The sequence below is a fragment of the Pseudocitrobacter corydidari genome (assembly GCF_021172065.1).
In the GTDB taxonomy this organism is placed as follows: domain Bacteria; phylum Pseudomonadota; class Gammaproteobacteria; order Enterobacterales; family Enterobacteriaceae; genus Pseudocitrobacter; species Pseudocitrobacter corydidari.
Genome location: NZ_CP087880.1, coordinates 428,633 through 451,070, shown reverse-complemented (window position 1 = coordinate 451,070; position 22,438 = coordinate 428,633). Strand labels below are relative to the sequence as shown.

The window sequence follows — 22,438 nt, the reverse complement described above, 5'->3', positions numbered from 1 at the left end:
TTTTACTGATGCATAATGAATGGGCAGTAAATCGACTGGATCAATAAGCTGTGTTATTCAGGCGTTCAAGAAATCAGCGAACAGATATTTTTAACAAATTTTTCTCTTCCCATTGACTTTCCTGAACACCTTGTGTGACCTAAGTTGCGCCGGAGCCCGTTTTCTCCCCCTGACTTATCCACAATGTTATGCACTTGCAAGACACCCATTTTCACACTATCTTGCAGTAAATCGTAAACATACCCCCTATATATAGTGTTCACCGTGACTTACCTCACTACAGGTTGATCAGGCGGAACTATTGCGGAGATAACTCAAACAGGTACTACATACATGAATCAGAGTCTGCTGGTGACTAAGCGTGATGGCCGTACTGAGCGCATCAACCTGGACAAGCTCCATCGCGTGCTCGACTGGGCGGCTGAAGGTCTGGAAAACGTCTCTATCTCTCAGGTTGAACTGCGTTCGCACATTCAGTTCTATGATGGGATTAAAACCTCCGATATCCATGAAACCATCATTAAAGCCGCAGCCGATCTGATCTCCCGCGACGCCCCGGATTACCAGTACCTGGCCGCGCGCCTGGCGATTTTCCACCTGCGTAAAAAAGCCTACGGCCAGTTTGAGCCGCCGAAGCTGTTCGACCACGTACTGAAAATGGTTGAGCTGGGTAAATACGACAATCATCTGCTGGAAGACTATACGGAAGAAGAGTTCAAGCAGATGGACTCGTTCATTGTTCACGACCGTGACATGACCTTCTCTTACGCTGCTGTCAAACAGCTGGAAGGCAAATACCTGGTACAGAACCGCGTTACCGGCGAAATCTACGAGAGCGCGCAGTTCCTTTATATTCTGGTTGCCGCGTGCCTGTTCTCGAATTACCCGCGCGACACCCGCCTGAGCTACGTGAAACGCTTCTATGATGCGGTCTCGACGTTCAAAATCTCGCTGCCGACGCCGATTATGTCCGGCGTGCGTACCCCGACTCGCCAGTTCAGCTCTTGCGTGCTGATCGAGTGCGGCGACAGCCTGGACTCCATCAACGCCACCTCCAGCGCGATTGTGAAATACGTTTCCCAGCGTGCCGGTATCGGTATCAACGCCGGTCGCATCCGTGCGCTGGGTAGCCCGATTCGCGGCGGTGAAGCCTTCCACACCGGCTGTATCCCGTTCTACAAACACTTCCAGACGGCCGTAAAATCCTGCTCGCAGGGCGGTGTGCGCGGCGGTGCGGCAACGCTGTTCTACCCGATGTGGCATCTGGAAGTAGAAAGCCTTCTGGTACTGAAAAACAACCGTGGCGTCGAAGGCAACCGCGTGCGCCACATGGACTACGGCGTACAGATCAACAAACTGATGTACACCCGTCTGCTGAAAGGCGGCGACATCACCCTGTTCAGCCCGTCTGACGTTCCAGGCCTGTACGATGCGTTCTTCGCCGATCAGGACGAGTTCGAGCGTCTGTACGTGCAGTATGAAAACGACGACAGCATCCGCAAACAGCGCGTGAAAGCCGTTGAACTGTTCTCGCTGATGATGCAGGAACGCGCTTCCACCGGTCGTATCTATATTCAGAACGTCGACCACTGCAACACCCACAGCCCGTTTGACCCGGCGATTGCACCGGTACGCCAGTCTAACCTGTGCCTGGAAATCGCGCTGCCGACCAAACCGCTGAACGACGTTAACGACGAAAACGGCGAAATCGCCCTCTGTACGCTCTCTGCGTTCAACCTGGGTGCGATTAAGGATCTCAGCGAGCTGGAAGAACTGGCGGTGCTGGCAGTGCGTGCGCTGGATGCGCTGCTCGACTATCAGGATTACCCGATTCTGGCGGCCAAACGCGGCGCGATGGGTCGTCGTACGCTGGGTATTGGCGTCATCAACTTTGCGTACTGGCTGGCGAAGAACGGTAAACGTTACTCCGACGGCAGCGCTAACAATCTGACGCACGAAACCTTCGAAGCGATTCAGTACTACCTGCTGAAGGCCTCTAACGAGCTGGCTATCGAACAGGGCGCGTGCCCGTGGTTCAACGAAACCACCTACGCCAAAGGTATTCTGCCAATCGATACCTATAAGAAAGACCTGGATGCGATCACCAGCGAACCGCTGCACCTTGACTGGGAAGCCCTGCGCGAATCCATAAAGACGCACGGCCTGCGTAACTCCACGCTCTCTGCCCTGATGCCATCCGAGACATCGTCGCAAATTTCCAACGCCACCAACGGCATTGAACCGCCGCGCGGCTACGTCAGCATCAAAGCGTCGAAAGACGGTATCCTGCGTCAGGTTGTGCCGGACTACGAACACCTGCACGACGCATATGAACTGCTGTGGGATATGCCGAACAACGACGGCTACCTGCAACTGGTGGGCATCATGCAGAAATTTATCGATCAGTCGATTTCTGCTAACACCAACTATGACCCGTCACGCTTCCCGTCCGGGAAAGTGCCGATGCAGCAGTTGCTGAAAGACCTGCTCACCGCCTATAAATTTGGCGTGAAAACCCTGTACTATCAGAACACCCGCGACGGGGCTGAAGATGCACAGGATGACCTGGTGCCGTCTATTCAGGACGATGGCTGCGAAAGCGGCGCGTGTAAGATCTGATATTGTGATGCCGGATGGCGGCGTAAACGCCTTAACCGGCCTACAAATGCATCGGTGTTGTAGGCCGGATAAGCGCAGCGCCATCCGGCATTAAACTCCAAACAGGACACATTCATGGCATATACCACCTTTTCACAGACGAAAAATGACCAGCTCAAAGAGCCGATGTTCTTCGGCCAACCGGTCAACGTGGCCCGCTACGATCAGCAAAAATACGACATCTTTGAAAAGCTGATTGAAAAGCAGCTCTCCTTCTTCTGGCGTCCGGAGGAGGTTGACGTCTCCCGCGACCGTATCGATTATCAGGCGCTGCCGGAGCACGAAAAACACATTTTCATCAGCAACCTGAAATATCAGACGCTGCTCGACTCCATTCAGGGTCGTAGCCCGAACGTCGCGCTGCTGCCGCTGATTTCTATTCCGGAACTGGAAACCTGGGTAGAAACCTGGGCGTTTTCTGAAACCATCCACTCCCGCTCTTACACCCATATCATCCGCAATATCGTCAACGATCCGGCAATTGTGTTTGATGATATTGTGACTAACGAGCAGATTCAGAAACGTGCGAAAGGCATCTCCAGCTACTACGATGAACTGATCGAGATGACCAGCTACTGGCATCTGCTGGGCGAAGGCACGCATTCCGTGAACGGTAAAACCGTCACCGTCAGCCTGCGCGAACTGAAGAAAAAACTCTACCTGTGCCTGATGAGCGTTAACGCGCTGGAAGCGATTCGCTTTTACGTCAGCTTCGCCTGCTCCTTCGCCTTTGCGGAACGTGAACTGATGGAAGGCAACGCCAAAATCATTCGCCTCATCGCCCGTGACGAAGCGCTGCACCTGACCGGTACTCAGCACATGTTGAACCTGCTGCGCAGCGGCGTCGATGACCCGGAAATGGCAGAAATCGCCGAAGAGTGCAAACAGGAGTGCTATGACCTGTTCGTGCAGGCAGCCCTTCAGGAGAAAGAGTGGGCAGATTATCTGTTCCGCGACGGTTCGATGATCGGCCTGAACAAAGACATTCTTTGCCAGTATGTGGAATACATCACCAACATCCGCATGCAGGCGGTAGGGTTGGATCTGCCATTCCAGACGCGCTCTAACCCGATCCCGTGGATCAACACCTGGCTGGTGTCCGATAACGTGCAGGTAGCCCCGCAGGAAGTGGAAGTGAGTTCTTACCTGGTCGGCCAGATAGACTCTGAAGTCAATACCGACGACCTGAGCGATTTCCAGCTCTAATGAGCCGCGTTATCCTCCGCATCTCTGGCACACAACTGCTGTGCCAGGATGAACACCCTTCCCTGCTGGCCGCACTGGAATCCCACAATGTTGAGGTTGAGTATCAGTGCCGCGAAGGCTACTGCGGTTCATGCCGCACGCGTCTGGTAGCAGGCCAGGTCGACTGGCTGACGGAACCGCTGGCGTTCATTCAGCCAGGCGAGATTTTGCCCTGCTGCTGCCGGGCAAAGGGTGATATTGAGATAGAAATGTAAATGGCCGCCCGTTGGGCGGCCATTTTATTACAGCGCGTAATAGTACGCCTTCACCTTCTCCCAATCCGCTTTTGGAATCGGATCGAGATATTTCTCCAGCTGTGCAAAATCATGACGAATCGCTTTTTCGCGGCTCAGACGACGACGGCTTTTCTCCAGATCGAGGAAGCCCGCTTCCACCGTTCCTTCCGTTTTCACATAGATATGACGCACATAGCAGCAACCGTGCTGGCGATTCACGCTGTGCATCTTTTTGAAGGCCACAGCAACGGCTTTCAGCATGGCTTCACGCACATCGTCCGGGAAGGGCGTGACCGCATGCTGGTGATACCAGTCACCAATGCAGATAAAACCTTTCATATCTTCAGTGACCAGCAGCGCGCGCCACTCGCCATCAATTTTCATCGCTTTGCCGTAAACGATCTTCGGCACGATCACGCCCGCTTTTTCCAGATCTTTAATCACCGCGATTTCGCGCACAATGGTCGGGCGACCAAACGGATAGCGAACCGAGCGGAACAGATGCTGCGTCATGCGCTTCACGTACAGTTTTTTACCGTCACGCTCAACGCACTGGACGCCGCTCATCCCGTTGCGGCGGTAGTTTGGCTCCTCAACCCAGTCGCCCTCTGTCGCCCACCACTGATTAAATTCATCCAGTCCATTTGATACTGCCATGACTTGCCTCGCCCGTTAACGCTTAAGAATATGCAAAGGAATAATCATATATTACCTTCAGCAAAGTTTTTAGCGTTTATCCGGCATTGCTGTGCAAATCAATCTGGCGTTTAACGTTTGTTTTCATCTGCGCACCATAGATGCCACCGGCAATAACCACCAGCACTGCGCCACAGAAATAAATCGCGCGATAGCCGCAGCCTTCCGCCATCATGCCCATAACGAAAGCCCCCAACGCCAGCCCGGCATCCATTGCATTGAAAAACAAGGAGTTGGCAACGCCAATTTTATGCGGTTCGACGGAACTGATAATTTGCGTCTGAAATACCGGCGTGACGGAACCATAGCCAATCCCAATAAGCGCGCCGGAAAAAATCATCATCGCGCTGCCATGAACGTAGCCCAGCACCACTAAACCGACGGCGAAAAAGGCAAGGCACGGATAAACCACGCACTTAGGCCCTTTCTTATCACAGATATTTCCGGTGAAAGTTCGGCAAATCATCAGGAAAATAGCGTAGCACAGCAGGAAATTACTGGCAGCAGACATCAGGTCGAGTTCACGTGCGTAGAGCGCCAGAAAAGCCGACACGCCCGCATACGAGAAGGTCATGAAGAAGGTCACCAGCGCGAACGGCAGTGCGGCGCGATCGAACATCGCCGCAAAGCCCATTTTCGGTTTGCTGCCATCGGCATGATGAAGCACCGGCGGTACGCGCATGATGAACGACAAGATAATGCCCACTGCCGCCACGCCTGCGCACAGGCCAAACGCCGCGTTATACAGCTGATGCTGCGCCAGGTTCAGCCCCACCCACGGGCCGACGACCATCGCCAGCCCCATTGCTAATGAGAAAAAGCTAATGCCCTCGCCACGTCGGGAGGCCGGTATCAGCCGTGCGGAAATGGTCCCTTTTACCGTCGTGATCACCCCAAAGGTGATGCCATGAAGCACGCGTATAAAAAGCAGCGCTTCAATCGACTGGCAAAAAGGATACAACGCACAGACGATAAAAAAGGCCAGAGAGGAGAGCACCAGAATTTTTTTGTTCGAAAATTTGCCGACCCACTGCCCGGAAAATGGGCGAATGACAATCGCAGCAGCTAAAAAGAAGGTGACCAGCAGGCCCGCTTTGCTCGCGGAAGCATGTAGTTGATCGGCGATATAAAGCGGTAATAGCGTAAGCAGCACATAGAAGACAAAAAAGATAATAAAGCTAATTATTGTTATCGCCCAAAAATCCTTCGTCCATAATTTTTCTTTCATATCCTGACAACCAAATAAATAGCATTTATGAATCATAAAAAGACATTCACAAAACAAATATATGAAGCATTAAGGCCGTTTTGTGACACCGTGAAGAGAACCTATTTTAGGCGCGCTATATTCTATTAGTAAAATTCATTGCTTTAATAATCAACAGTAGTAAAAACTAATGACAATAACCCAAATGACCGCGCTCCTCGCGGTGCTGGATTACGGCGGTTTTACCGAAGCGGGAAAACGCCTCTTTATGACCCAATCGGCGGTAAGCCAGGCTATCTCAGCTATCGAGGATGAGTTGCAGGTGAAAATCTTTATTCGCCAACGCGCGCGCGCCATTCGCCTGACGCCCGTGGGCGAGCGTATCGTCAGCCACTTTCGCAACGTGATGCAGGAAGTCAGCGCCATCAAAGAAATTGCCGCGCTGGAAAAAACTCAGCCCGTAAGCTGGTTGCATATTGGCTGCTTTCCCAGCGCCTGCGCCTGTATTCTTCCGCCAATTGTTCGTTATTTCACGAAGCATCATCCACATATTCATATTATTCCTCACGAAGCAAACGGGCCGGAAATTATTGATGCGGTTCGCACCGGGGAATTTAGCGCCGGGCTGGTGCATTTTCCGGTCACCTCGCTTTACTCTCACGCTGTTTACAAAGATAAATTCACCGTCGTCGTACCTGCCGATCACCCTTTTGCCGCGCGGGCCTCGCTTACCCTGGAAGACCTGGTGAATCAGCCGCTGATTATCAGTAAAGGACGCTATGAATTAACTATTATGTCGTTATTTCAGGCACGGAATATCACCCCACAAATTCGCTACGAATTTAATCATCCCGGTACGGCAATCAGTTTTATTCGCCAGGGCTTAGGGATTGCCTTATTACCGGAATTGACCTTAAAAGCGGTAGAACACACGCTCTGTTCCGTGCCGCTGGAACCGGATTTTTATCGCCATATTTCGCTTATCGCCCAAACCGCCCCCACCGAAGGAAGCCCGGTACTGCTGTTGAGCGATTGTCTGCAAAACCTGGTCGAGAGCCGCGCATTCTGACCCCCACAAATGCGCGAAAACGAAAATATAAAAGTTCGAATGTGCGCAATATCAAACAAATTCGCCGTAAATTATGGCTTACTGAGGATAAGGATATTGTCATGTAAGGACTGAACAATGCATCCATCAGCGGAATACGATGCCATTATTATCGGCGGCGGCGCGACCGGCGCGGGAATCGCCCGCGACTGCGCCCTGCGCGGCCTCAGGGTGATGCTGGTCGAACGACACGACATCGCCACCGGGGCGACCGGGCGTAACCATGGCCTGCTGCACAGCGGCGCACGCTACGCCGTCACCGACAGCGAATCGGCGCGCGAATGCATCAGCGAAAACCGCATCCTGAAACATATCGCCCGCCACTGTATCGAACCTACCGGAGGGCTGTTTATCACCCTGCCGGAAGACAGCCTCGACTTTCAGGCCACCTTTTTACAGGCCTGCGCCAGCGCAGGCATTGACGCACAGGCGATTGATCCGCAGGAAGCGCGACGCATTGAGCCGGGCGTTAACCCGGCACTGACGGGCGCGGTAAAAGTCCCGGATGGCACGGTTGATCCCTTCCGGCTTACCGCAGCCAATATGCTGGATGCGCGTGAACACGGTGCGGATATTCTCACCGGGCATGAAGTCACCGGGCTTATTCGCGACGGCGCGAACGTGCGCGGCGTGCGGTTGCACGATCGTCAAACGCAGGAAACGCGTGAACTCCGTGCGCAGGTGGTGGTGAACGCCGCCGGGATCTGGGGGCAGCGCATCGCCGAATATGCCGACCTGAGCATCCGTATGTTCCCGGCCAAAGGCTCGCTGCTCATTCTCGATCACCGCATCAACCAGCATGTAATTAACCGCTGCCGCAAGCCTGCGGATGCCGATATTCTGGTGCCAGGCGATACCATTTCGCTGATTGGCACCACCTCCATGCATATCGATTACGACGAAATTGACGACAACCGCGTTACCGCGCAGGAAGTCGATACGCTGATCCGCGAAGGCGAAAAACTGGCGCCGCGCATGGGCAGCACGCGTATTCTGCGCGCTTACTCAGGCGTGCGCCCGTTAGTTGCCTGCGATGATGACCCAACCGGGCGCAACGTCAGCCGAGGCATAGTCTTGTTCGATCACGCGCAGCGCGACGGAATGGAAGGTTTCATAACCATTACCGGCGGCAAACTGATGACCTATCGCCTGATGGCCGAATGGGCCACCGACGCGGTGTGTCGCAAAGTGGGCAACACGACATCATGTACCACCGCCACTACCCCGCTCCCCGGCTCGCGTGAGAGTCAGGAGAAAACGCTTCAGCGCATTATCTCTCTGCCCGCGCCGCTGCGCGGTTCGGTGATTTATCGCCATGGAGATCGTACGCCGGGCTGGATTGGGGATAACCGTCTGCATCGCAGCCTGGTGTGTGAATGCGAAGCCGTTACGGCGGGCGAAGTACAATATGCCGTTGAAAACCTGAATGTGCGCAATTTGCTCGATCTGCGTCGCCGCACCCGCGTCGGTATGGGTACCTGTCAGGGCGAACTGTGCGCCTGCCGCGCGGCGGGGCTGCTGCCGCGTTTTCACGCCACCGATGCCAGCCAGTCGTTGAAACAACTGTCCGATTTCCTCAATGAGCGCTGGAAAGGCGTGCAGCCAATTGCCTGGGGTGATGCGCTGCGCGAAAGCGAACTGACACGCTGGGTCTATCAGGGATTGTGCGGGCTGCAAAAGGAGCATCAGGATGAAATTTGATACGGTTATCATCGGCGGCGGCCTCGCCGGGTTGCTGTGCGGGTTAAAGCTTCAGTCACAAGGCTTGCGCTGCGCCATTGTCAGCCGTGGGCAAAGCGCGCTGAACTTCGCATCGGGATCGCTGGATCTCCTTAGCATGTTGCCCGACGGGCAACCGGTCGAGGATATTCATCTCGGTCTGGAGGCGTTAAGGCGGCAAGCTCCGGAACATCCTTACAACAAAGTGGGCTGCGAAAACGTCCTGTCGTACGCCCGTCAGGCGCAAGCCCTGTTTAGCGAATGCGGCATCGATTTTCAGGGCGAGGCGGAGCAGTCGCATCAGCGCGTTACCCCACTGGGCCTGTTGCGCAGCGCCTGGCTCAGCCCTCGAGAAACGCCGCTCTTCCCGCCAGCGGCCAGTAAAGTCCGGGTTGTGGGGATAACCGGTTTTCTCGATTTTCAGGCACCACTTGCCGCCGAATCATTACGTAAACAGGGTCTTGACGTCGATACGGTTGAAATCGACCTGCCACAGCTGGATGTGCTGCGCGAAAACGCCAGCGAATTCCGCGCGGCAAACATCGCTCGACTACTCGACAAGCCGGAACAGTGGCAGCCGTTGTACGATGCGCTCGCTCCGCTGGCGCAGGGTTGCGATGCCCTGTGGCTTCCGGCCTGTTTCGGCGCAAGCGATAGCCAACTCTACGACTGGCTCTGCGGGAAACTCAGCTGCTCGCTGCATCTGTTGCCAACACTGCCGCCATCCGTACCCGGCATGCGGTTGCAGGCGCAGCTTCAGCGGCAATTTATCCGCGCGGGTGGCGTCTGGATGCCGGGCGATGAGGTACAAAAGGTAACGCTGGAAAATCAACTTGCCACCGCCGTCTGGACGCGTAATCACGCCGACATTTCTCTGCGCGCACGTTATGTCGTGCTGGCGAGCGGCAGTTTCTTCAGTAATGGGTTAATCGCCAACCGTGAAACGATTCGCGAACCGGTGCTTAATCTTGACGTGATGCAGGCAGCTACCCGCGCATTATGGTATCGCCCGGATGTCTTTGACCCTCAGCCATGGCAGCAGTTTGGTGTCGCGACCGATGCGATGCTGCGCCCGGCCATTGCCGGCCAGCGGCTGGAAAATGTGTTTGTGATTGGTTCGGTTCTGGGCGGCTGCGATGCCATCGCTCAGGGCTGTGGCGGTGGCGTTTGTGCGGTGACGGCGCTCCATGCCGCGCAGCAAATTGCCCTGCTGATGGGAGGTGAAGCATGAGTAGCGGCCAGTTCGAGAATTGCATCAAGTGTACCGCCTGCACCACGGCCTGCCCGGTAAGCCGGGTAAATCCGCGCTATCCGGGGCCGAAACAGGCGGGCCCTGACGGCGAGAGGCTGCGCCTGAAAGACGGCGCGCTGTACGATGAGGCGCTGAAATATTGTATCAACTGCAAACGCTGCGAAGTCGCGTGCCCGTCCGATGTTAAAATTGGCGATATCATCCAGCGCGCCCGCGCGCGCTATGACGTCACTCCACCGTCGCTGCGCAATCGCATACTCAGCCATACGGATCTGATGGGGCAGATGTCGACGCCGTTAGCGCCGCTGGTGAATGCGGCAACGGGTCTGAAGCCCGTGCGTCATCTGCTTGATGTTGCTCTAAAAATTGATCATCGCCGCACGCTGCCAAAATACTCCTTCGGCACCTTCCGCCGCTGGTATCGCAGCGTGGCAAAACAGCAGGCGCAGTTTGCCGATCAGGTGGCATTTTTCCACGGCTGCTACGTCAACTACAACCATCCGCAATTGGGCAAAGATTTAATTAAGGTGCTGAATGCGCTGGGAACAGGCGTCCAGCTATTGAGTAAAGAGAAATGTTGCGGAGTGCCGTTGATTGCTAACGGTTTCACCGATAAGGCGCGCAAGCAGGCGCAAAGCAACGTTGCGTCACTGCGCGAGGCCATTGAGGATAAATCGCTGCCCGTTATCGCGACCTCCTCTACCTGCACATTTACGCTGCGCGATGAATATCCGCATCTGCTGAATGTCGATAACGACGGCTTGCGCGAGCATATTGACCTCGCCACGCGCTGGCTGTGGCGAAAACTTGATGAAGGAAAAACGCTGCCGCTGAAACCGTTGCCGCTGAAGGTGGTGTATCACACGCCGTGTCATATGGAGAAAATGGGCTGGACGCTCTACACCCTGGAGCTGCTGCGGCAAATCCCAGGACTGGAGCTAACGGTGCTCGATTCCCAATGCTGCGGTATTGCGGGCACCTATGGCTTTAAGTCGGAGAATTACCCCACCTCGCAAGCCGTAGGGGCGCCGCTGTTCAGCCAGATTGAGGAAAGCGGTGCGGATATCGTGGTGACCGATTGCGAAACCTGTAAGTGGCAAATCGAGATGTCGACCAGCAAGCGCTGCGAACATCCGATTACGCTGCTGGCGCAGGCGCTATCGGCATAAGCAAAGCCGCCTGCACAATGCCTGATGGCGCTTCGCTTATCAGGCCTACCAGATCAGGTGAAGTCTGTAGGCCGGATAAGGCGTCGCCGCCATCCAACAATGCCGCCTGCGCAATGCCTGATGGCGCTTCGCTTATCAGGCCTACCACGTCAGGCGAAATCTGTAGGCCGGATAAGGCGTAGCCGCCATCCGGCAATGCCACACCGCTACACCTTCAGCGTTTCCACCACTTCAATCCAGCCGTGCTCGCTGGCAACATCCATCCCGTTAAGCCAGCGTCGTAGCATGTTCATCGCCATCATGGCGCAAACCTGCTGGCGAACAACCAGGCTGTGACGCGTGGTGTTGAACTTCACGCGCAGCGCCCAGGTCCCTTCTGCGGTGGAGAGCGCGAAGTTCAGATACTCGTTTTCAAGCCCGGTCACCGAAAGCGCTACGCCAGCAAAATGGTTTTCGCGGCGCTCTTCCGCCCACCGTGCCGTTTGCGCCAGCGTCTCTTCCTGCGATGGAATCACCTCACTGGCCAGCAGCGGCGCACCTGCGCGTTGTAGCTCCAGCGCCAGCAGCCCGCCGGTGAACTGTTCGCTCAGCGTCAGGCTCAGCTGCTTATCCTGCAATGCACGAGCAAGCTGCTTTGGAAGGCCTTCGGTGCCTTCAAAAATCAGGCTATCGCCCGCCACCTTTTTCACTTCCGGCCACAGGGCTTCCATTGCCTGACGTTCACTCGCCGGGCCGGTCAGCTTGAGCTCTATAATCGGCATCGATGAACGATAACCCATCGATACGCCCGCAGGCAGCGCAAGGTGATCGAGACTTTGCGCGAGATCGCTTTCCGAACGCCCGAACGTGGTGAGTCGCAGACACAGCGGCGGCTCAGGGATATCAAAACGTGCGCGCAGGCGTGGCAAAATTTCCTGTTGAACCATCACCTTAAATTCAGACGGCACGCCAGGGGTGAAGAAAATCAGGCAACGGTTGAGCTTAATGGCAAAGCCGCAGGCGGTACCCACCGGGTTATCAATAAACTCGGCGCTGGCAGGAATTTCCGCCTGCTTGCGATTGCTCGGCGCCATCACGCGGCCACGTTCTTTGAAGAATTTCTCCATCTGCGCCAGCCATGGTTCATGCAGCACCAGCGATTCGCCTTTCGCCGTCGCGGCGGCAAGCGCGCTTAAATCATCACTGGTCGGCCCTAAACCGCCGTTAACAATCAGCACGTCAGCCTGGGTGCTGCGCTCGCGCAGAATCGACACCAGGTCATCGAGTTTGTCGCCCACCGTGTTACGCCGGGAAAGCGGTAAACCTTGTTCAAATAAGAAATCAGCAAGCCAGGCCGCATTGGTATCAACAATTTGCCCGTATAAGACTTCGTCGCCCGTAGACAGCATCTCTACGTTTATCATCGCTTTCTCCAGTAAAAGAGGACGATTTACTATAGCGCAAGGCGAGGAATAAAAACGAGAAAACTGGCGCGACTGAGTGCCGCGCCGGGGAGAATCAGAAGTTAGCGCTGACGCCAACGTACGGGCCATCTGCGACGGCGCTGTCGCGATTGCCATCTTTGCCGGCGAGGTTGATGTAGCGGTATCCCGCTTCCACGCTCAACGGACGCATAATCATAAAGCGACCGCCCGCGTTGGCTTCTTCGTAGTCTTTTACGCCGCTGGAGAGCGAATCCGGCGAGTAGTAATACTCACCAAACAGATGGAAGCGTTCGCCGATTTGCCACTGTAACCCGCCGCCAACCGCCGCCGCGTAACCATCATCACCGTAGTTCGGGCTCAGATAAACACCTTTGCCGCCCGCTGTTGCCATAAACGGCCCTAATGGAATGTTCACTCCCAACGCCGCACCCACGATATCGCCGTGATCGTCGTTATGCGCCCAGTTACCGCTCAGCGCAAGGCCCGTCGATTCGGTGCCAAAGCCGACGCCAAGGTTGGTATATTCTTCGCCAGCCTGGCCGCTAACGCTGATTGCATTTGCCGCAACCGGGAGCAACAGCATCCCCATCAGGCCAAATAGTATGCTCTTTTTCATTTTATTCCTTTCCCGCAAGCACAGTGTGAATCGCCAAAAAAAACGGGCGAATTGTACTGCTCAATTTTGCCAACCGCATGAACTAAAAGGGCGATCATACTTTTAAATGTAACTAATTACGTCACAAAAGTATTTCAAGAAATACGCAGAAAGCTGGAGAAAGAAGAATCGGGAAACAGAGGCTTATCCCGATTCGTTACAGAGGAGAGCTAGCGGGGAGATGCACCCAGAATCTGTGAGACCCATGTCCTCAGTTGATGACGTGAGACTTTGATTCCGCTATTTTTCATCATTTCCGGTAACCGCAGCCAGTGGCACGGTTGCTGGAAGCCCGCCAGTTGATCTTTCGACCAACCCGCCAGTACAGAAAGATCGATATCGCTTTCGCTATCGACTACCGCGACCGGGCGCTGCCCAAACTCAGGATCATCCAGCGGAACGATAAACACCTGCGAAACCGCAGGATGCGCCACAATAACCCGCTCTACTTCTTCAGGCTGAATACCTTCTCCGCCGCTAAAGAAGAGGTTATCCATGCGCCCAACAATATAGAGTTTACCGTCGCGAATTTCGCCGCGATCGCGCGTGGCAAACCAACCTTCGGCGTTGACCAGCGGCACAAGCGCGCCATCGCGCCAGTAGCCCGAGGCCATACTTTGTGCGCGCAGCCAGACTTCACCGTTCACCAGTTTGAGCTCTCGCCCGGCAAGCGGCGTACCCACATCATCGCCGCCGTTAGCTTCACGCGCGCAAACGGTAGAGGCAAATTCGGTCAGCCCGTAGCCACAGAAGGTACGAATCCCCATCGAGCTCGCCTGCTCGGTAAGGTCGGCGGGAATGGCCGCGCCGCCCAGCAGCACGGCTTTGAGCGACAGCGGCTGTTCATCATTCAACAAGCGCCAAAGCTGAGTCGGCACCAGTGAAGCATGTGTACATCCTTGCAGCGCCTCGGCGAGTGGACGCTCGCTCACCGCCATCTGGGCGCCCGAACAGAGCCAGCGCCAGAAAATCCCTTGCCCGGAGACATGGAACAGCGGCAACGACAAAAGCCAGCACTCACCCGCCGCAAACGGAATCAAACTTAACACGCCCTGCGCGCTGGCAAGGTGCGCCGCGCAGGTGTGCACCGCCGCTTTTGGTAGCCCCGTGGAGCCCGAGGTGAGGGTCATCGAGGCCAGGCGTTCAGGCCGCCAGCCAACATCGTGATAACCCGTGGATTCTCGCAGCATGAGGCGTGGCAGCGAATCGGCAATCTCACTGTTTTCCAGGTTGAGCACGTGACGCAGCGTTAACCCCGGCAGTAAGGCGTTTACCAGCGTAGTGGGCAGACGCGGGTTAAGCGGTAAAACACGGGCCCCGCACTGTAACAATGCCAGCCAGGCCAGCACCGTTTCACCCCGGTTGCGCGCGCAAAGCGCGACACCGTCGCCGTCGCGTACGCCCTGCGCCTGAAACCCGGCTGCCAGCGCGTCGATTCGCTCACACAGCTGCGTCCAGTGAAGCGTCTCGTTGTCGAGGCGCAGCGCGGGTGCATCGCCCCGCTGCGCTCGCCAGTAACGCCAGGGCCAGGTTGAAAAACTCACAGCAACGGCTCCAGCGATAGCATATCCAGGCACGGCAGCGGGTTATCCGGCCAGCGGCGGATTAACTGGGCCTGCATCAGGTTCAGCGTATCAAGACCCGGAATGGTGTCCGGCGTCAGCCAGGCCGCAATACGCGCCAGCTGCGTCAGTCCAAGGCTCGACTCAATGGAAGAGCTGATGACCGCCGTCAAACCCAACGCGTGCGCCGCGGCGACCTGCGCCTGCACTTTTTGCAGGCTACCGGTGAGAGTCGGTTTAATCACCACCGCGCGCACGCCAGGTTCGGCTTCGAAGCGAAAATCGTCATCGCGCAGGCTTTCATCCCACGCGATAGCAATGCCCGTTTCCACGGCAAACGCGCGCGAATCATCGCGTGTTTTACACGGTTCTTCGAGAAACGCGATGCGATCGCGGAATGCCGGGTTGACGTATTTGGCGAACTGCTGCGCTTTTAGCGGCGTCCAGGCGCGATTGGCGTCCAGCCGCAAATGTAAATCGGGGATCGCTTCCAGAAGCAGATTCACCACCATGCCGTCGCGCACCGCCTCGTAAAGGCCGACTTTCACCTTCGCCACTTTTTCGCCGGGCATGTCGGCCAGCGCCAGCACCAGTTCATCCGGGTCGCCAGTGCACAGCGGCGCGGCACGATAATCCGCCGTCACCGGCAGCGTATCGTCCAGTTCCGCCAGCGCACAGCTAATACCAAACGCCGCCGAGGGCAGTTCCGGCAACGGGGTATCAGCACCCTGTCGCCAGTTTTGCACCCAGACCAGTAAAGCGGATTGCGCTTCATCCAGCGTTTCACGGCTGAAGCCCGGCAGGGGGGAGATTTCTCCCCAGCCTTCGCGCTCGCCGTCACGCAGCCAGACAAACAATCCGTCGCGGGTTTTTAGCCGCCGTTCGCGCAGTACCACGCCCGCGTCCATTGGTACCTGCCAGCGGTAAACCTGCGCGTGTCGCATTACGGGTTCCGTTTAAATTTGCTGAAATCAGGCTGGCGTTTCTGGTTAAACGCGTTGCGCCCTTCCTGACCTTCTTCAGTCATATAGAACAGCATCGTGGCGTTACCCGCCAGTTCCTGCAGACCCGCCTGACCATCACAGTCGGCGTTCAGTGCGGCTTTCAGGCAGCGCAGCGCCATCGGGCTGTTTTGCAGCATTTCGCGACACCAGCGAATGGTCTCTTTTTCGAGGTCAGCCAGCGGCACAACGGTGTTAACCAGGCCCATATCCAGCGCTTCCTGAGCATTGTACTGACGGCACAGGAACCAGATTTCACGCGCTTTTTTCTGCCCAACGATACGCGCCATGTAGGATGCGCCCCAGCCGCCGTCGAAGGAGCCCACTTTCGGGCCCGTCTGGCCGAAGATGGCGTTTTCCGCCGCGATCGTCAGGTCACACATCATATGCAGTACGTGACCGCCGCCGATGGAATAGCCTGCCACCATCGCGACTACCGGTTTCGGGCAGGTGCGGATCTGGCGCTGGAAATCGAGCACGTTCAGGTGGTGCGTGCCTGCATCATCCTGGTATCCGCCGTAGTCGCCGCGCACTTTCTGATCGCCGCCGGAGCAGAACGCTTTGTCGCCTTCGCCAGTCAGGACAATCACCCCGATGTTATCGTCATAACGCGCATCCGCCAGCGCCTGAATCATCTCTTTGACGGTCAGAGGACGGAAAGCGTTACGTACCTGCGGACGGTTGATGGTGATTTTGGCAATGCCGTCAGCGGATTTCTGATAACGAATGTCGGTGTAGCCTTCAGAACAGTCTTGCCATTCAATCGGCGCGTAAAGCATAGCTTCATCAGGATAGATCATAGTGTGTCCTATAGTCAGAGATGCACAATCTGCGCCAGACATGCCACCACGCCCTCGGGGTTTTCCCGATGCGCGTTGTGTCCGGCGTTATGAATTACATGGCAAGGCGCGGCAAGCTCATCGGCTATGGCCCTGAATTTGCTGTCGCGCTCGCCGCAGAGATACCAGAATGGGAAGGCACGGTCGCGCAGGGCTTCGCGCAGATCGTCCTGCACGCTTAACGACGTTGCTAATAGCATAGCCGCCAGCGCGCTGCCGTCATTGTTTTGGCGTAGCGCCACCAGCGCATCGCGCTGCGCAGGCGTCAGGCTGGCAAAAACCGGCTGCCGATACCAGGCATCAAACACCTGGTTCAGCGGTTCACGGGCAAAACGCTGCGCCCAGAGATTGTCCGATTGCCAGCGCTGCGCGCGTTGTTCTGCGCTTTGCAGCCCCGGATGACCGCCCTCAACCACCACCCCCAGCAGCCCTTGCGGCTGATGCTGGCAGGCAAAGGTCATCGCAATGCGTCCGCCCAGCGAGTAACCCACCAGCCAGTAGTTGAGGATGTTGTAACTAAGTAGCGTCGCCTGGAGCGCCGCGCAGACGTCGGCAAAATGGGTTACCCGGCAATCGGCAGAACCGCCATGACCGGGCAAATCAATATAAAGCCGCGAGGCGCGTGGGAACGCCTCGCCTACCGGTTGCCACTCACGGCAATCACCGGAGAAACCGTGCAGGAAAACCAGCCACGGTTGCCCGGCATCACCTTCGCGCGCAACGGCGTTTAACATCATAGATGGCTGACCTGTGCCAGCAGCTGTTGCAGGGTTTGCGCGCCATCGGTGTCGTTCACCACCAGTTCAATCACCGTGGTGGCGGGTGTACGCCAGGCTTTATCGAGCGCAGCTTCAAGCGCGGCCCAGTCCTGCGGCTGATGATAATTCAGGCCAAACATTTTCGCCGCATGTTCAAAATGCACATTCTGCGGCATGGCGTAGAAGCGTTCACGCTCCTCCACCGGGGTGGGCAGCAGCGAGAAAATTTGCCCGCCGTTGTTGTTCACCACGATGAGTACGAAAGGCGCGGAAACCTGACGCAGCAGCGCCAGCGCGTTGAGGTCATATAACGCAGAGAGATCGCCCACAATCGCCAGCGTTGATTTGGCGCTGGCGCGCTGGACGCCCGCCGCCGTTGAAATCAAACCGTCAATGCCGCTGGCACCGCGATTGCTGTAAACCGGGTATCCGGCAGGCAGCTGGCTTAGGGCGTCAATCAAACGGACCACCAGGCTATTTCCGACAAAAAGCTGCCCCTGCTGCGGCAAATAATGGCGGATGCGATGCGCCAGCTGCGCTTCGCCGAAGGTTTCGCTGATGGCACGAACATTCTTCCATGCCTGCTCAGCAAGACGGGGGATCGCCGTACACCATGGCGTGCGTTTTTCTGCCGGATGCAGTTCCAGCCAACGGTCAATTTCACAAACTAGTCGGCGACCACGATGATGTGCCGGATCTAAACGCCCGGTGAGATTATCCACCAGCCAGTACTCTTCCGGATCGCAGGTTAGCTGCCACTGCAACAGACGTTTGCCCGTCAGGCTGCTGCCAAGCTGCACCACAATTTGTGCCTGCGCCAGTTCGCTTACCGCCGCCGCATTGCCCAGCCATAGATCGGCGCAGGGTAACGGTTGGCCGGTTTGCGAAAGAACATCGCCAATCAGCGGCCAGCCAAGCGTTTTCGCCCATTCGGCAACCTTTTTGCCCTCTTCCGCGCTCATGCGCCCGGCAACCACAACGCCGCGTTTTTGCCGCCAGAAGAACCAGTCGCGCTGCTTATTGCTTTCAAGATGCAGCGATTCGCGCAGCCAGGGGTTATCTTCCTGCCACCACGTGCCCAGCGCCTGCTGCCACTCAAGGCCCGTGTCGTCCATTTCGCCATACAGCGGCTCAGCGAACGGGCAGTTAATGTGTACGCCGCCCGCATGTAGCGAGCCCAACGCATGATCAATCGAAGAGACCAGCCAGCGAGCCGGAATATCCTGACTCGGACGCGGCAGAGAGAGCGTTTCAGAGGGATGTGAGGCAAACATGCCCGGCTGACGAATCGCCTGATTCGCCCCACAGTCAATCAGCTCCGGCGGCCTGTCGGCGGTCAGAAGTATGATCTTTTCCCCGGTGAGCCCGGCTTCAATCAGCGCCGGATAAAGATTCGCCACCGCCGTGCCCGACGTGACGATAACCGCCACCGGTTGGCGACTGACCTTCGCCAGCCCTAACGCCAGATGGCCCAGCCCACGCTCATCAAAATGCGTGTGATGAATAAATGTACGGTTTTCAGCTGCCGCCAGGGTGAGCGGTGTGGAACGTGACCCCGGAGCGATGCAGATATGGCGCACGCCGTGACGGGTTAAAGCTTCAAGGATCACCGCCGCCCAGCGTCGGTTGAAAGCGCTTACTGACATATGTTTGTCCGGTATCAATATTGCGACTCAGTATAAATAATACGAAACAATGAGATTTTGATATGAGTCGTTAATGTTCTACTCAGAGAACAATAAAGAACGCAGCCCCGCTGCTTTATTTTCTATTTCCTGCCATTCCGAATCGGCCTGCGAACCGGCAACAATCCCTGCGCCCGCATACAGACGCACCGTGTTGCCGCTCACTTTTGCCGAACGCAGCGTGACGCAAAATTCGCTCTGATGGCGGCTAATATAACCTGCCGATCCCGCATACCATTCGCGCGAGAACGGCTCGAAGCAATCAATAAAATCGAAGGCCTGCGCGCGCGGTAAGCCAGACACGGCGGCGGTCGGTTGCAGCTGCATTAAACAGCGATTATCGTTCGCTTCTTTCAGCGTAGCCTGGATAACACGGCGTATATGCTGAACTTTTCTCAGGCGAACAATTTCAGCGGGTAGAATATCGAGCGCATCGACATGGCCCTGCAAACGCGCGCAAATATCGTCCACCACCAGCATGTTCTCGCGCTGATTTTTATCATCATTCATCAGCCAGTCGGCCAGATGCTGTGCCTGAATGGGATCCGCATGGCTGGCGACGGTTCCCGCCAGCGCTTCCGTTGCCAGCTCAAGGCCGCGCCTGCGCCACAGCCGTTCCGGGGATGAGCCCAAAAAAGCCTGCTGGGCGTCAAACGCCATAAAGAAGTGATAGCAGCGGAGGTTTACGCGGCGGCTGGCGGCCATTAACGCTCCGGCATCGGGCGGCGTGGTGAACGTCAGGTCAGTGGCGCGCGCCAGCACCACCTTTTCGAATTCGCCGTCGGCAATAGCAAGCGTGGCTTCTTCAATCAGCCCGCGCCATCCGGCTTCACCAGGGCGGTGTACTTCGCTTTCGAGCGTCAGCGCAGAGGTATGACAAACGCTTTGTGATGACAACTGCGCAATAAACGCTTTCGCCGCGACGGCGTCGGCCTGTAGCGACGTGTCGCTTGCCAGGTTCACTCTTAACGACGCGTGTCCGCCCTCACGGCGCCACTCCAGACGCGGTAAAAAAAGCGCTATCTGCCGGTAGTCAAAGCTATTCAGGCCACAAATACGAATGTCACCAGCATCATAACGAGCTAAATATTCTTCGGCTTGCGCCAGCGAGGAAAACGAAACGGTCGCGCCAAGGGCAGCAATTTCATCAGCGCCGCTGCGCTGCTGCCACCAGAATTGTGGCCAGATGGCCTGCGCATTCAACCAGCAAAGCGGGTCGAATGCGTCAGTTAACGGGAAAGGGATCTCGATAATTCGCGTGCCGGGTGAAGCGGGAAAATCGTCCGACAGAGAGTCAGCCAGACTCTTTAGCGCAGCAGAAACGGATAGCACGCGAACCTCCCTATTCTAAAAACCGTACATTATACGGGGTACTGGTTATAAAAAGCAGTACCCATGATTAGGGAGTGTGATTTTGCTCAGCGACGGGTCAATAAAAGACCTAACACCAGCCCGACCGCTGCACCAACACCGATACCCTGCCACGGTTTTTCGTGCACATAGTCGTCGGCGCGGTACACCGCTTTTTTCGCCCGGTAATAGTAAGTGTCTGAAGCATGGCTCACGCGGGATTTAACATCATGCAGTGCATTTTCCGCACGGGCTTTCAGCTCGACGTATTTCTGATCGGCGGGATCGCCGGAAGAACGAAGCACCTCTTCCAGGGTATCGCTCAGCAGAGTCAGGTCGTCGTCAATATGTGTTTCATTAACCATAGTTTATCTCCATGTTTGCTAAACCTGTGGAATAACTATAGTCAACGCTTGCCGGTTACGCCTGCCCGACCTCGCGCGCCATCCCGACGTGCGGAATGCCATCTTCGTCGTACACATCAGTTACCGGAATAAAACCAAAGTGGCGATAAAAATTCTGCAGATGCGCCTGTGCACCCAGATACAGCGCGTGTTCCGGCCAGTGTTGCGCGCAGCTTGCCAGCGCGCGTTCCATCAGTTGATAACCCAATTTTTCTCCGCGAACGGCCGGGCTGACAATCACCCGACCAATAGAAACGGGGGAAAAATCATCTTCACTTTTCAGAAGTCTCGCATACGCCACCAGCGTATCGCCCTGCCAGCCGAGAAGATGACGGTTCTCGCCTACCAGATCATCGCCATCGATATCCTGATAGACACAAGCCTGCTCAACCACAAAAACTTCACAGCGTAATTGCAGCAGCGCGTACAGCTGCGGGACGGTTAAATCAGAATGGTGCAAATCTTGCCACTGAATCATGATAGGCTCCTTAATCGTTATTGTTTTTATTACCGCCATGGGAGCGGCGTTATGCAACTGACTTTTTTGGGAACATCCGCTGGCGTACCGACCCGGACGCGCAACGTCACCGCCATTCTGCTGCATCATCAGCATCCAACGCAACCGGCAGTCTGGCTGTTTGACTGCGGCGAGGGCACGCAGCATCAGCTGCTGGAAACCACGCTGCATCCGGGAAAAATCGACCGCATCTTCATCACCCATTTGCATGGCGATCATCTGTTTGGCCTGCCTGGGCTACTGTGCAGCCGTTCGATGGCGGGCAATATGAACCCGGTAACGCTTTATGGACCAAAAGGCTTGCGCGAGTTTGTTGAAACCACGCTGCGCCTAAGCGGTTCATGGACCGATTATCCAATGGAAATCGTCGAGGTGAGCGCCGGTTTTGTGATGGACGATGGTCTGCGCAAGGTTACGGCTTATCCGCTTAATCACCCGGTTGAGTGCTATGGCTATCGGGTTGAAGAACATGACAAGCCGGGCGCACTGGATGCAAAAGCCTTGATTAACGCCGGCGTGAAGCCGGGGCCGCTGTTCCAGCAGCTTAAAGACGGGTTGTGCGTCACGCTGGAAGATGGGCGCGTGATCGATGGCCGCGACTATCTCTCTCCCAACACGCCGGGTAAAACGCTGGCGATTTTTGGCGACACGGCACCGTGCGAAGGCGCATCCGCCATGGCTCACGGCGTGGATATGATGGTGCATGAAACGACGCTGGAAACGGCGATGGAAGAGAAAGCCAACAGTCGCGGGCACTCGTCAACGCGTCAGGCCGCCGAACTGGCGCGCGATGCGGGCGTAGGGCGTTTGGTTATTACGCACGTCAGCTCGCGCTATGACGCCGAAGGTTGCAGGCGAATGTTGGCCGAGTGCAGGGAGATTTTCCCGGCCAGCGAAATGGCGGAGGATTTTACCGTCATTACGCTGTAATCGTGACGGGGGCGAAACCGCCC

General features: G+C 56.2%; 21 protein-coding genes. 8 read left to right on the top strand and 13 right to left on the bottom strand.

Translation table 11 applies throughout. The features are described from left to right. Positions 1-333: 333 nt before the first annotated feature. From nrdA to yfaE, 3 genes are all read left to right on the top strand, one after another. A complete protein-coding gene (gene nrdA, locus G163CM_RS02055; RefSeq protein WP_231826690.1) occupies positions 334-2,619 on the top strand; it encodes a class 1a ribonucleoside-diphosphate reductase subunit alpha in 2,286 nt (761 codons plus the stop codon). Between the two features lie 114 nt (positions 2,620-2,733). Next, positions 2,734-3,864 carry a class Ia ribonucleoside-diphosphate reductase subunit beta gene (nrdB, locus tag G163CM_RS02050; RefSeq protein ID WP_231826689.1) on the top strand — a complete coding sequence of 377 codons (1,131 nt, stop codon included), beginning with the start codon at positions 2,734-2,736 and terminating at the stop codon, positions 3,862-3,864. Further along, a complete protein-coding gene (gene yfaE, locus G163CM_RS02045; protein WP_015963680.1) occupies positions 3,864-4,118 on the top strand; it encodes a class I ribonucleotide reductase maintenance protein YfaE in 255 nt (84 codons plus the stop codon). Before nrdB ends, yfaE begins: the two co-directional genes overlap by 1 nt. A 27-nt stretch (positions 4,119-4,145) precedes the next feature. Here yfaE and inaA read toward each other — a convergent pair whose 3' ends face one another. Next, positions 4,146-4,796, bottom strand: a complete 651-nt coding sequence (gene inaA, locus G163CM_RS02040) for a lipopolysaccharide kinase InaA (RefSeq protein ID WP_015963679.1) — start codon at positions 4,794-4,796, stop codon at positions 4,146-4,148. Between the two features lie 76 nt (positions 4,797-4,872). After that, positions 4,873-6,063, bottom strand: coding sequence for an MFS transporter (locus tag G163CM_RS02035; protein ID WP_231826688.1), 1,191 nt, complete (start codon positions 6,061-6,063; stop codon positions 4,873-4,875). A gap of 169 nt (positions 6,064-6,232) precedes the next feature. Here G163CM_RS02035 and G163CM_RS02030 point away from each other — a divergent pair, with 169 nt between their 5' ends. The 4 genes from G163CM_RS02030 to glpC all read left to right on the top strand — a co-directional run bounded on the left by G163CM_RS02030 (position 6,233) and on the right by glpC (position 11,290). After that, on the top strand, positions 6,233-7,111 hold the full coding sequence (locus tag G163CM_RS02030) for a LysR family transcriptional regulator (RefSeq protein WP_231826687.1): 879 nt from the start codon (positions 6,233-6,235) through the stop codon (positions 7,109-7,111). A 117-nt stretch (positions 7,112-7,228) separates the two neighbouring features. Then, entirely contained in the window at positions 7,229-8,851 is a 1,623-nt protein-coding gene (glpA, locus tag G163CM_RS02025) for an anaerobic glycerol-3-phosphate dehydrogenase subunit A (protein WP_231826686.1), read from the top strand. Then, positions 8,841-10,100: a glycerol-3-phosphate dehydrogenase subunit GlpB gene (gene glpB, locus G163CM_RS02020; protein WP_231826684.1), complete on the top strand. Its 1,260-nt coding sequence runs from the start codon at positions 8,841-8,843 to the stop codon at positions 10,098-10,100. The genes glpA and glpB overlap by 11 nt, the downstream gene beginning before the upstream one ends. After that, on the top strand, positions 10,097-11,290 hold the full coding sequence (gene glpC, locus G163CM_RS02015) for an anaerobic glycerol-3-phosphate dehydrogenase subunit GlpC (RefSeq protein ID WP_231826683.1): 1,194 nt from the start codon (positions 10,097-10,099) through the stop codon (positions 11,288-11,290). Before glpB ends, glpC begins: the two co-directional genes overlap by 4 nt. Here glpC and G163CM_RS02010 read toward each other — a convergent pair. The 11 genes from G163CM_RS02010 to G163CM_RS01960 form a co-directional block, all read right to left on the bottom strand. Next, the gene (locus tag G163CM_RS02010; RefSeq protein ID WP_231826682.1) at positions 11,259-11,492 is read right to left on the bottom strand and encodes a hypothetical protein; all 234 of its coding nucleotides are present in this window, start codon (positions 11,490-11,492) and stop codon (positions 11,259-11,261) included. The genes glpC and G163CM_RS02010 overlap by 32 nt on opposite strands. Positions 11,493-11,496: 4 nt before the next feature. Continuing rightward, entirely contained in the window at positions 11,497-12,693 is a 1,197-nt protein-coding gene (locus G163CM_RS02005) for a nicotinamide mononucleotide deamidase-related protein YfaY (protein ID WP_231826681.1), read from the bottom strand. A 94-nt stretch (positions 12,694-12,787) separates the two neighbouring features. Further along, the gene (locus G163CM_RS02000; protein WP_231826680.1) at positions 12,788-13,330 is read right to left on the bottom strand and encodes a YfaZ family outer membrane protein; all 543 of its coding nucleotides are present in this window, start codon (positions 13,328-13,330) and stop codon (positions 12,788-12,790) included. Between the two features lie 209 nt (positions 13,331-13,539). Then, a complete protein-coding gene (menE, locus tag G163CM_RS01995; RefSeq protein ID WP_231826678.1) occupies positions 13,540-14,913 on the bottom strand; it encodes an o-succinylbenzoate--CoA ligase in 1,374 nt (457 codons plus the stop codon). Continuing rightward, a complete protein-coding gene (gene menC, locus G163CM_RS01990; protein ID WP_231826677.1) occupies positions 14,910-15,875 on the bottom strand; it encodes an o-succinylbenzoate synthase in 966 nt (321 codons plus the stop codon). The genes menE and menC overlap by 4 nt, the downstream gene beginning before the upstream one ends. Then, positions 15,875-16,732 carry a 1,4-dihydroxy-2-naphthoyl-CoA synthase gene (gene menB / locus G163CM_RS01985; RefSeq protein WP_108473603.1) on the bottom strand — a complete coding sequence of 286 codons (858 nt, stop codon included), beginning with the start codon at positions 16,730-16,732 and terminating at the stop codon, positions 15,875-15,877. Before menB ends, menC begins: the two co-directional genes overlap by 1 nt. 14 nt (positions 16,733-16,746) lie before the next feature. Then, the gene (gene menH, locus G163CM_RS01980) at positions 16,747-17,508 is read right to left on the bottom strand and encodes a 2-succinyl-6-hydroxy-2,4-cyclohexadiene-1-carboxylate synthase (RefSeq protein ID WP_231826676.1); all 762 of its coding nucleotides are present in this window, start codon (positions 17,506-17,508) and stop codon (positions 16,747-16,749) included. After that, the gene (menD, locus tag G163CM_RS01975; protein WP_231826675.1) at positions 17,505-19,175 is read right to left on the bottom strand and encodes a 2-succinyl-5-enolpyruvyl-6-hydroxy-3-cyclohexene-1-carboxylic-acid synthase; all 1,671 of its coding nucleotides are present in this window, start codon (positions 19,173-19,175) and stop codon (positions 17,505-17,507) included. The genes menH and menD overlap by 4 nt, the downstream gene beginning before the upstream one ends. A 78-nt stretch (positions 19,176-19,253) precedes the next feature. After that, a complete protein-coding gene (gene menF / locus G163CM_RS01970) occupies positions 19,254-20,546 on the bottom strand; it encodes an isochorismate synthase MenF (protein ID WP_231826673.1) in 1,293 nt (430 codons plus the stop codon). 86 nt (positions 20,547-20,632) lie between these two features. Next, positions 20,633-20,929 carry a stress response protein ElaB gene (elaB, locus tag G163CM_RS01965; RefSeq protein ID WP_015963665.1) on the bottom strand — a complete coding sequence of 99 codons (297 nt, stop codon included), beginning with the start codon at positions 20,927-20,929 and terminating at the stop codon, positions 20,633-20,635. Positions 20,930-20,984: 55 nt separating this feature from the next. Beyond that, positions 20,985-21,446 (bottom strand): GNAT family N-acetyltransferase, encoded by a 462-nt coding sequence (locus G163CM_RS01960; RefSeq protein ID WP_015963664.1) that lies wholly within the window; start codon positions 21,444-21,446, stop codon positions 20,985-20,987. A 51-nt stretch (positions 21,447-21,497) separates the two neighbouring features. On the opposite strand from G163CM_RS01960, the gene rbn reads away from it, so the two are divergent. Continuing rightward, complete coding sequence (gene rbn / locus G163CM_RS01955; protein WP_231826672.1) at positions 21,498-22,415, top strand: ribonuclease BN; 918 nt, start codon at positions 21,498-21,500, stop codon at positions 22,413-22,415. The last annotated feature ends 23 nt before the right edge of the window (positions 22,416-22,438 follow it).